Origin of the sequence: Actinorugispora endophytica (genome assembly GCF_004363075.1) — a bacterium.
Taxonomy (GTDB): Bacteria; Actinomycetota; Actinomycetes; order Streptosporangiales; family Streptosporangiaceae; genus Actinorugispora; species Actinorugispora endophytica.
Genome location: NZ_SNYN01000014.1, coordinates 52,893 through 64,976, shown reverse-complemented (window position 1 = coordinate 64,976; position 12,084 = coordinate 52,893). Strand labels below are relative to the sequence as shown.

Below are 12,084 nucleotides of genomic sequence, written 5' to 3'. Positions count from 1 at the left end.
CTGCACAACCCCGACTCGGCCCCGGCCCCGCTGCGCGACTACCACGACCGCGCCCTGGAGCTGGCTGAGGTCCTGGGGTTCACCACCCGCGACCTCACCGCCGGCTCCCCCGGCCTGGCGCCCCGGATCCCCGAGGTCCACGCGGCCTACACCCGCGCCGCCGAACAAGTCCGGGCGGCCGAGGAGGCGCGGGCGCGGAGCAGCGCCGTCCGTTTCATCGGGCTGGGTGCCCTCGGAGTCGAATCCGCCCAGAACATCGACAACGAAGTCCAGAACACCTACGGCGAGACCCACCGCACCGTCCAGGGGCTCGCGGCGACCAGCACCCGGTTCCAGGACTACGTCCAGCACGTCACCCGACTTCTCAGCGCGGCCGACAGCTTCCTGGGCCAAACGCGGGACCTCCTCACCCAGGCCGAGCACCACCGGCGGATCCGGGATTCGGCCGAGCAGGAGCTCGCCGAACTCCACATCACCGATGACGCGCCACCCACCTATCCCGGCGAGCCCGTCACCGCACCCGACACCGCCTCCCTGATCGACGAGGCGCTCCAGCAGTCCTCCGAACTGAGCCGGCAGGCCCAGTCGCACGTCGAATCCGCCGACGAGGCCCTTTCCCTCGCCTCGGAGGCGCGGGACCGGCTGCGCGGCACGCCCGAAACCGACACCGCCGCCCGCGACCGTCTCCGGGCCGAGATCCAGCGCCTCGACGGCGAGTACGCCGGCTTCCGCGAGCAGGCCGGCCGCCTGCTGTCCCAGGCCGACCTCCACCGCGTCCGGGCCGAGGCGCTCACCCGCCAACACGACGCCTCCGACCCCGGGGAGTCGGACCCCGCCCAGCGGGCCGACTGGCTCCGGAGCCGAATCGCCGCCGAGGAGGCGATCATCGGGGACCTGCTCGCCCGGGCCGATCAGCTGCAAACCCAGCACGAGTCCTGGACCTCCGAGGCCCAGCGGTTCCAGGACCAGCACAGGGACGCCGTCTCCCGCGTCGTCCGCTCCCTGGGCGTCACCGCCGAGGACCCCCTCGGATTCGACGCCGCGGTCCAGATCCGCGGCCTGCTCCGCGCGGAGGGAGAACTGCTCCAGAACCTGGCCGACGAGTTCAGGCTCTGGCAGGACCGGATATTCGACCTGAACGAGGTCCGCGACGGGGACGCGCGCCACAGCTGGGACCTGTCGACCGCCCAGCGGAACCACCACTTCATCGACAGCAGGTTCCAGTGGAGCAGAACCGTCACCACCGTCTACACCCGGGCCGCGACCTACATCCTCGCCCCGCACACCACCCCTGCGGCCGTCCGGTCCTTCCTCGGGGATCCCGAGGAGGTCCCCGCCGATGCCCCGCCCCCCTACACTCCGCAGGTCCAGGCCACCGAGCCCGGGCCCGAGCCGATGGCCGTGGACGAGGGCGAGGGCGACCAGCGCCTGGCCGAGGTACGGCAGGAAATCGACCACCTGCGCGACCGGGTCACCCAGAACGACATCCGGGCCCGGGCCTCGCACGAGCAGGGTGACGGGGCCGGAGGCCGGCAAACCACTGAGGACGCCCGCCTGCGCATGCTGGAGGCCGTCGACCGGCTCGGCCTCCGCCCCTCCACCGACCACGGTCTCGGCCCCGCGCCGTGGCAGATGGAGGGAGCACTGAGAGACGCCTACCAGCGGGCCGCCCAGGCCCACCGGGACGCCGCCCTCCTCGACGCCCTGGCCGACGCCGCGCGCGCCGACGGGTCCTCCCGCCCCGACGAGGCCGACCGGCTCGCCCACGACGCCCGGACCGCCCGCGACCACGCCGCCCGGACGGCGTTGGACTACCGCGGCGCGGCCCTGAACCACACCCGCCTCCACGCCGACGTCCTCCGCCACCGGGGCAACGAGGCCGACTCCCAGCGGCTCGTCGGCGACTACCGCCGCCACGCCCTGGCCCTCGCCGACCACCTCGACCTGGACACCACCCCCGACCTCACCGACCGGTTCGGTGCCGTCCCCGACCCCGACAGCGCCCCCGAACTCCACGCCGCCCACCAGCGGGCCGCCGACACCGCACGCGACGCCGCACGCCTCCAGGCCCTCGCCGACGCCGCGCGCGCCGACGGGTTCCCCTTCCCCGCCGAAGCCACCGCGCTGCGCGAACTCGCCGGCAACACCCAGGACACCGCCGACCAGGCGGCGCGTTCCTACCGGATCGGCGCGGCCCTCGCCGACACCCGGGCCCGGGCCCAGGACCTGTACGCCCTGGGCGAGGAGTCCGCCGCCGAGCAGTACGCCGGCGACTACCGCCGCCACGCCCTGGCCCTCGCCGACCACCTCGACCTGGACACCACCCCCGACCTCACCGACCGGTTCGGTGCCGTGCCCGGCCCCGACAGCGCCCCCGAGGTCCACGCCGCCTACCAACGCGCCGCCGACGCCCACCAGGAAGCCTCCCGCTTCGGCGTCCTGGCCGACGCCGCGCGCGCCGACGGGTTCCCCTTCCCCGGCGAGGCCAGCACGCTCGACGACCAGGCCGAACTCGCCCGCGCGCACGCCGACCAGACCGCGCTGGACTACCACGGCACCGCGATGGCCCACGCCCGCGCCCAGGCCCAGGACCTGTACGCCCGAGGCGACGCAACCACCGCCGAGCAGTACGCCGGCGACTACCGCCGCCACGCCCTGGCCCTCGCCGACCACCTCGACCTGGACACCACCCCCGACCTCACCGACCGGTTCGGTGCCGTGCCCGGCCCCGACAGCGCCCCCGAGGTCCACGCCGCCTACCAACGCGCCGCCGACGCCCACCAGGAAGCCTCCCGCTTCGGCGTCCTGGCCGACGCCGCGCGCGCCGACGGGTTCCCCTTCCCCGGCGAGGCCAGCACGCTCGACGACCAGGCCGAACTCGCCCGCGCGCACGCCGACCAGACCGCACTGGACTACCACGGCACCGCGATGGCCCACGCCCGCGCCCAGGCCCAGGACCTGTACGCCCGAGGCGACGCAACCACCGCCGAAAAGCACGCCGACGACTACCGCCGCCACGCCCTGGCCCTCGCCGACCACCTCGACCTGGACACCACCCCCGACCTCACCGACCTGCTCGACTCCGCGCCCGAGGTCCACACCGCCCACCAGCGCGCCATCGACACCGCACGCGACGCCGCACGCCTCCAGACCCTCGCCGACGCCGCGCGCGCCGACGGGTTCCCCCTCCCCGCCGAAGCCACCGCGCTGCGCGAACTCGCCGGCAACGCCCGGAACACCGCCGACCAGGCGGCGCGGACCCATCTGCTCGGCCTCGACCTGCTCCGGTCCCGGACCGGGGGCCGGCGCGGCCGAGGCGACGAGGCCGCCGCCGACTACCGCCGCCACGCCCTGGCCCTCGCCGACCACCTCGGCCTGGACACCACCCCCGACCTCACCGATCTGCTCGACTCCGCGCCCGAGGTCCACACCGCCCACCAGCGGGCCATCGACACCGCACGCGACGCCGCACGCCTCCAGACCCTCGCCGACGCCGCGCGCGCCGACGGGTTCCCTCTCCCCGCCGAAGCCACCGCACTGCGCGAACTCGCCGACAACGCCCGCGCGCACGCCGAACAGGCCGCGCTGGAGTACCACGGCACCGCGATGGCCCACGCCCGCGCCCAGGCCCAGGACTCGCACGCCCGAGGCGACGAAGCCACCATCGAACAGCTCTCCGCCGACTACCGCCGCCACGCCCTGGCCCTCGCCGAGAGTCTGCGCCTGGCCTCCTCGCCCGACCCCGCCGACAGCCTCGGCCCCGCGCCCGACCCCGCGAACGCCCCCGAACTCCACGCCGCCCACCAGCGCGCCTCCGACGCCGCACGCGACGCCGCACGCCTCCAGACCCTCGCCGACGCCTCCCGCGACGCCGCACGCCTCCGCGCCCTGGGCAACGCCGAGTCCACTGGCGGCTCCCCCCTGTCCGACGAGACCGCGGCACTCGGCGACCAGGCCGACATCTCCCGCGCCCACGCCCACCAGACGGCGCTGGACTACCGCGGCGCGGTCCTGGCGCAGATCCACACGCAGGTCGAGGCCCTGAACGCCCAGGGTGACGAGGCGGGCGCCCGGTCGCTCAACGACGACTACCGCCGCCACGCACTGGCCCTGGCCGACCTCCTCGGACTGGCCCCGGCCGCCGACCAGCCCGCCGGACTTCCCGAACAGGCCCTCCGGGACCACCGCGAGGCCGTCCTCCTCGAAGCCCTGGCCGACGTCGCCATGGCCGACGGGTTCCCCTTCCCCGACGAGGCCACCACGCTGCAGGAGCTGGCCGAAACCGCGCGGGACACCGTTGAGCAGGCGGTGTCGATCCAGCGGCTCGGCGCGGACATGGCCGGCGTCCGCGCCCAGTTCTCGGCCGCCCAGAACAACCCGGCCGAAGCCAATCAGCACGCCCAGACCTACGTCCGCCACTCGCTGCAGCTCGCCCGGATCCTCGCCGTGGAACCGCCCCGCTACCTCCCCCCTTTGCTGACCTCCGGCAACAGTCCCGAACTCGAAGCCGCCCGCATCCAGGCCCTTCGCGTCGACCACACGGCCGCCCGCCTCCAGGCCCTGGCCGACGCCACACACACCGACGGCTTCCCCCTTCCGGGCGAGACCGCGTTCCTGCAGGCCCAGGCCGCCCAATACCAGTTTTCCGCCAACCGAGCGGCGCGCACCTACGTACTCGGCTTGAACATGGCGGTTGCCCGCGCCCGCATCAGTCAGGCGCGGGGAGACGAGGCCGCCGTCCGGCAGGCCTCGGCCGAATACCGCAGGGACGCCGCGGCGCTCGCGGAGCACCTTGGCCTGGGCCCCCGCCCCGACCCCGGGCCCCTGCTCGGCCCCCCGCCCGCCCCCGTCCCCTCACCCGACCTCGCCCCCGGACTCCACACCGCCTACCGGCGCGCCGCCCAGGCTCACCGGGAAGACGTCCTGATCCCCGCCCTGGCCAGGGCCGCACGCGTCAACGGCTTCCCTTTCCCCTCCGAAGCCGGCACACTCGACGGCCAGTCCGGAACCATCCGCGCCGACGCGGCCCAGGCCGCCGAGACCTACCTCATCGCGGCCCTGGCACACACCCGCGGCCAGATCGAGAACCTGCGCGTCGAAAACGGCGAGTACAGCGACAGCAGCGAAGACAGCGCGGACTTCGCCCAGCGGCTCGACAGCGCCTACCGCGGCTACGCGCTGCGGCTCGCCAGACACTTCAGGCTGGATCCCGGCCAGGCTCTCGATCCCACCCCCCGGATCGGCCCCGCCCCCGACCCCGACAGCGCCCCCGGACTCCACACCGCCCACCAGCGCGCCGCCCGGCACCACCAGGACGCCGCCCTCCTCCAGGCCCTGGCCGACGCGGTGGGGAACGGCGACATCTTCCTCGCCAGCGAGGCCGACGCGCTGCGCGAGGCGGCCGAAAACGCGCACGACCGCGCCGAGCGGACGGCCCGGACCTACACGCTCGGCCGGGACATGGCCGACATCCGCGCCCAGATCGAGACGTTGCAGGAGCAGGGCGACCCCGAAGCGGCCGAACAGCGCAGGACCGACTACACCGACCACGCGCTGCGGCTCGCCGAGCACCTGGGCCTGGGCCCCGCCCCCAACCCCGCGTTCCTGCTCGGCCTCGCCCCCGCTCCCGACAGCACCCCCGAATTCCACGCCGCCTACCAGCGCGCCGCCCAGCACCACCGGGAGGCCTTCCTCCTCCAGGCCCTGGCCGACACCGCACGGACCGACGGGTTCCCCTTCCCCGACGAGGCCGAGACCCTCCGCGAAGCCGCGAACGGCTCCGCCGACCTCAGGAGGGAAGCGGCGGAGGACTACTACAGAGACGCCCTGGGGGACATCCGCGCCCAGATCGAGGACCTGCGCGACAACGACGAGGACAGCGCGGACTCCGTCCAGCAGCTCGACAACGCCTACCGCGAATACGCGCTGCGGGTCGCCGCGAACCTGGGCCTGGCCCCCGCACCCGACCCCGCGCCCCTGCTCGGCCCCGCCCCCGACCCCGACAGCGCCTTCGAACTCTACGAGACCTACCAGCGCGCCGCCCGGCACCACCGGGAGGCCACCCTCCTCCAGGCCCTCGCCGACGCCGCACGGACCGACGGGTTCCCCTTCCCCGACGAGGCCGAGACCCTCCGCGAAGCCGCGGACGACTCCGCCGACCCCATGAGGGAAGCGGTGGAGGACTACTACAGAGACGTCCTGAGGGACACCCGCGACCAGATCGAGGAGCTGCAGGAGCAGGGCGACCCCGAAGCGGCCGAACAGCGCAGGACCGACTACACCGACCACGCGCTGCGGCTCGCCGAGTACCTGGGCCTGGGCCCCGCCCCCGACCCCGCAGCCCTGCTCGGCCCGGCCCCCGACCCCGACAGCGCCTTCGAATTCTACGAGTCCTACCAGCGCGCCGCCCGGGAGCAGCGGGAGTCCTTCCTCCTCCGGGATCTGGCCGACGCCCTGGAGTCCGACGCCTTCCCCTTCCCCGACGAGGCCGAGACCCTCCGCGAATTCGCGGACGACTCCGCCGAAACCATGAGGGAAGCGGTGGAGGACTACTACGGAGACGCCCTGAGGGACACCCGCGACCAGATCGAGGACCTGCGCGACGGGGACGGCGAGGAGGACGCGGACGCCGTCCAGCAGCTCAACGACGTCTACCGCGGCCACGCGCTGCGGCTCGCCGGGCACCTGGGCCTGGGCCCCGCACCCGACCCCGCGCCCCTGCTCGGCCCCGCCCCCGACCCCGACAGCACCCCCGAACTCCACGACCGCTACCAGCGCGCCGCCCGGGAGCAGCGGGAATCCTTCATCCTCCGGTCCCTGGCCGACGCGGCGGAACGCGACGACTTCCCCTTCCCCGAGGAGGCCGAGACCCTCCGCGAATTCGCGGACGACTCCGCCGAAACCATGAGGGAAGCAGTGGAGGACTACTACGGAGACGCCCTGAGGGACACCCGCGACCAGATCGAGGACCTGCGCGACAACAGCGACAGCGACGAGGACGACGAGGACAGCGAGGACTTTCTCCAGGACCTCAACGACGAGTACCGCGACCAGGCGCTGCGGCTCGCCGAGAACCTGGGCCTGGAGCCGGCCCCCTCCGCCCCCGGTTCACTGCCCGGTCCCGCGCCCGACCCCGACAGCGCCCCCGAACTCCACACCGCCTACCAGCGCGCCGCTCAGCACCACCGGGACGCCGCCCTCCTCCAGGCCCTGGCCGACGCGGTGGAGAACGGCGACCTCTCCCTCTCCAGCGAGGCCGACACGCTGCGCGAGACGGCCGGAAACGCGCACGACCGCGCCGACCGGGCGACGCGCGAGTACCGCGCCCTCACCGAAGGCACGTCCCTGCCCGATCCCGCTTCCGCGCCCGGTGACGTCGACGCCCCCGCCCCCCGGTCCGCCCCGGGCCAGGCGCCCGCCGGCCAGGACCACCACTCCCCCGCGCCCGCCCAGGCGGACGACACCGACAAGCGGCACTCCGTCCCGTTCCCCAACTCGTTCCTCACCGCCCTCGACTACAGCCTGTCCCCGAAGTCGCTGGGCACCTTCACCCTCCCGGGTGACGGAACTATCCAGGGCGGCGTCCTGTCCCACACCACGAGACCGTTCCTGGAGTGGAACCGCACCGTCCACGACGGCCACGACGCCACCGAGGTCGTCGTGCGCCTGCGCCGCCTCGGCCACGGCAACATCGACGGCGCCCTGGTCGCCCGGGCCGAGCGCGACATCACCGACGCGCTGGAATCGGTGGTCAACAACGGCCGCACCGTCACCGATCCCGACGGCACCACGCACACCGTCCCCTACACCCTGCGCGACGGGTCGCTGCTGCGCCTGCGCGTCGAGATCGGCGCCTTCCACCCGCAGAAGTCCCACGCCGACCTGGTCCTGAGGCAGACCCCCAACGCCTCCCCGTCCCCTTCCCTCCCGGACTCCGTCGCGCCCCGCATCCTGGCCCACTTCGGCCTCACCGAGTCCACCGCGTCCCAGGAGAAGCGGAGCACCCCCCGCGTGGACGCGCAGGGCAACCCGCTCCCCCTCCCGACCCTCCCCCCGAAGGTCACCGCCACCTCGCTGGCGCGCCTCTCCTTCGTCACCGCCCCGTTCTCCCCCGGCCCCCCCGCCGCGACCGTCCACTCCGACCTGGCCCCGTCCTCGGCGTGGGAGCACAACCGCGACGCCGCCGCCGTCACCCCGATCGACGACCTGGGCGTCCAGCGCGTCAACGAGTTCGACGTCACGCGCGACACCGTGACCGCGCAACCCGCCGGCGTCTCCGGCCCGCACGCCAGCGGCGTGTCCGTGACGGTCCCGGGGAACCCTCCGGGCGCCCCCAAGAGCTTCCAGGCCGCGAGGATGGAAAGGTACGTCACCAACCGGACCGGTGTGAGCTTCGACGTGCGCCGCGTCCCCGTCGACCCCGACAAGCGGACCCCGGGCGGCCCTACCCACGTCCGCGAGCTCACCCTGCGCGTCGCCTTCGACCTCGACACCCCCGCCGCCCGGCAGCGGCTGGCCGAGGCCCGCAAGGCCCTCGACCGGATGATCAACGGGCGCCACCGCTTCACCGGCCCCGACGGCCGCCCCGGCGACCAGCTCCACGTCCGCCTCCTGGACGCCCGCGACAGCAGCGGCCCGGTCCACGCCCAGGTGAAGTGGCTGCCCACGCCCCCGGGCGGCGCCGTCCCCCGGAGCAACTCCGCGAACTGGGCGATGGACGCCGACCCCGCCGTCTACGTCCACGAGCTCCTGCACCTGCTGGGCCTCCTCGACGACTACCAGGAGAGCTCCAAGGACCAGGACCAGGGCAGCGTCTTCCGGCGCCGTCCCGACCAGTCCCGTGTCGACCACAGCCCCTCGAACATCATGAGCGGCGCCAAGGAGAAAACCGGCGTCCTGAACCAGAAGCAGCTCGACCTGATCGGCGACATCACGCGGATCGCCCTCGACCGCGACCCCGACGGCCCCAACGTCTACTACCAGCCCCCCGTCCGCATCGCCGACCTGCCCCGGGACGCGCGGTCCCGGATCGCCGCCATCCTGGACCCGGGCCAGATCCTGTCCTCCGGCCAGGTCATCACGCTCTTCGGGGCCTACTACGACCACCACGTCCGCGGCCGCGGCGTGCCGCAGGTCCTCGACGAGATGCCGACCGGCCGCCAGGGATCGAACACCGGGATCGACGCCGGCCTGCTGCACCAGCTCTGGACCGGCTGGGAGCGAAACGGCGCGGCCGACTCGGCCCTGGCCGAACTCCGCGGCCACGGCCTGCCCGCCGACCGCGTCCCCCGCCTGGAGGACCTCACCGGTCCCCCGCTGGACGCCCACCTGGCCGACCTGTCCTCCGGCTGGACGCTCACCCCCGGGGTCTCCCCCCACGCCAAGCGGGCGGTGTTCGACGCCTTCTACCAGCACCACGTCCACCGGCGCGACATCGACGCGCTCACCCGCGAGAACACCCGCCACCTCCCCGGAGGCACCCACGAGGAGCAGCGGAAGGCGCTCCTGGGCCAGTGGGAGCACTGGCGCCTGGCCGGCGCCCTCGACGTCACCACCCGGCGCCTGGCCGACGGAGGGTTCCCCCGCCCGTCCAACGGCTGGCGCCAGACCCTCGACCACCCCGTTCCCGGCAGCGGCCTGCGCCCCGGGCAGTTCCGCGTCGACCCCCACTCCGCGGACCAGGGCCGCCTCCTCGACAGGACCCCGGCCCCCTCCTCCGCCGGCTCCACCGTCGACAAGCTGACCGAGGGGCTGCGCGCCGACAACTACGAGCTCACCGGACGGAGCCGCGAGACGATCCTGGCCCAGGTCACCGCCCAACTCCAAGGGGCCTCCGACCGCGTCTCCGTGCCCGTCAAGCTCCGCGCCCTGCAGACCCGCGTCGGCAGCCGCCGCGACGGGAGCGGCTCCTCCGGTTCCTTCCGCGCCGAGGCCAGGGGCCAGACCCGCTCCGCCACCGCGACCGTCGAGACCGTCCGCCGCGCCCCCAGGATCACCTCGATCCACGACCAGGCCCCCGGGACCCCCGGCCCCCACCGCAGGTACGCGGTCGCCGAGACCCCCGCCGCCCTCCGGATCACCCTGCGGTACGGCTCGCACGACGTCACCGTCGAGGGCGACCACACCGTGATCACGGAGGAGTTCCCCGCTGCCCTCCTCGTCCCCACCGGCCAGACCGCCCAGGGCGGCGCCCAGAACGCCCCGTCCACGGCCCCGGCACGACCGGACGCCGCCGGACTCCTCGCCGACAACGGACGCGCCTGGACCAGGACGTCCACGGGCTGGACCGAGGCCGCGGCCGGCGGCTCCCCGGCCCCGGCCCCCGCCGCCCCGGCCCACAACGGCACCCCCGCGCCCCCCACCGCGCAACCGGCCCCGGCCCCGGCCCCGCAAGGGGCCACGGAGGCTTCGGCCGCTCCGCGGACCGCCACGGGCAGCGGCGACTCCGGCGCCTCCGCGCCCCGGAGCGAACCGCCGAGCATGACCGACCTGTTCAAGCAGGCTCTGCTCGGCGCCCCGGAACCCGAACCGGCCCCAGAACCCGAACCGGTCCCCGCGCCCGCGCCGGACACGGAGCCCGCCGCGACGCCCCCGGCCGACACGGACGAGCCGATGCCCGACCTCGACTCCCTGCCCGACATCGGCCTGGACCTGTCCGCGCTCTCCCCCGAGGATCTCCAGAACCTCGCCGACTGGGCCGCCGCCCAGAACCCCGACCTGCCCGACCTCGACTTCGACTCCCTGCCCGACCAGGCGGACACCCGGCTTCCGGAGCAGCCGGACGCCCCGGTTCCGACCGACACCGACCAGTGGCTGAAGGACGTCTTCGGGAACGACGACGACCCCGTGGCGAGGAACCGGAGGGAGCGCCCCGTCCTGCCGTACGCCGAGGCCGTCCTCCCCAGGCTTCCCCAGCCCTCCCACTGGCGGGGAGGCCCCGGCGAGCCCTCCGGCGAAGGCATGCGGGACGCCGTCCTGTTCACCAACGACGACGGCGCGGAGTGGGCGTCCAGGAACATGTCGTCCGTGGACGGCAGGCCCATGAGCGAGGTCCTGACCGAAGAGCAGAAGGAATCCGTCTACGACTACACCGGGTCGGGCTATGCCCTTCTCAAGGACGGGCTGCGGAACGGGGTCGTCCACGAGGGCAACGACGACCACTACGTCGACCTGGTGCGGAACCTGGACTCCGCCATCGCCGCCTCCCCCGTCCTCCCCGAGTCGGTCGTCCTGCACCGGGGCGTGGACGCCTCCTACATCAAGACCATGGGCGCGGACCTCGGCGACCCCGCCTCGATGTACGGGCTCGTCGGCACGACCCACGTCGAGCGCAGCTACTCCTCCACCTCCATCGGCGCCAGGTCCCGCCACCCCTACGACGCCTACTTCGTGATCCGCGCGCCCAAGGGCCACCCCGCCCTCGACGCCAAGCCGTTCTCCGGGTTCGGCGGCTCCGAGCGCGAGATCCTGCTGCCCCGCGAGACCAGGTTCGTCGTCCACTCCGTCTACCAGCGCAGCGCCCAGAAGGGCTCGCTCTTCCCCGTCGAGGACCTGTGGTTCATCGAGATCGAGCTCGTCCCCCATGACTGGACCCCCGGCGACGACTGGGAGCCCGCCGCCCGGGGCGACGCCCACCACGGCTACCAGCCCGGCTCCGAGGTGGAACCGCACGACCTGCTGTCCTGGGACTTCGACGAGCTCCCGGCCCAGCAGACCCAGAGCGGCCCCGTGGCCCCGCCGCTCTCCGGGCAGGACCTCGGACCGGTGGCCGAGGGGCTGGGCGCGGACCTGCTGCCCGGTCTGGACCAGGGCTTCGCCCTGCCCCTCCTCAACGCCTACTACGACCACCACGTCAACGGCCGCCCCCTCGACGAGGCGCTCGCCCCCTTCGTCTCCGGGGCCGTCACCGCCGGGCAGGCCGCGGAGACCGCGAACGCCCAGTGGCGCCTCTGGCTCGACAGCGGCGCCCTCTACCAGGCCCTCAGCGCGCTCGCCGCACGCGGCGTCCCCGTCCCCGCCGGGCTCCTCGACACGCTTCCCCGGCCCTCCGGCGCCTCCGCGGAGGGAAGCGGGGACGCCGGATAG

Annotated in this window: 1 protein-coding gene (cut by a window edge); it reads left to right on the top strand. The window is 74.5% G+C overall.

Annotated elements, in window-relative coordinates; genetic code table 11:
* Positions 1-12,084: the 3' end of an ADP-ribosyltransferase gene (locus tag EV190_RS16120; protein ID WP_208113204.1), read on the top strand. The gene continues 37,374 nt to the left of window position 1, outside the view; 12,084 of the gene's 49,458 nt are visible here — the last part of the coding sequence; its start codon lies off the left edge, out of view; the stop codon is at positions 12,082-12,084.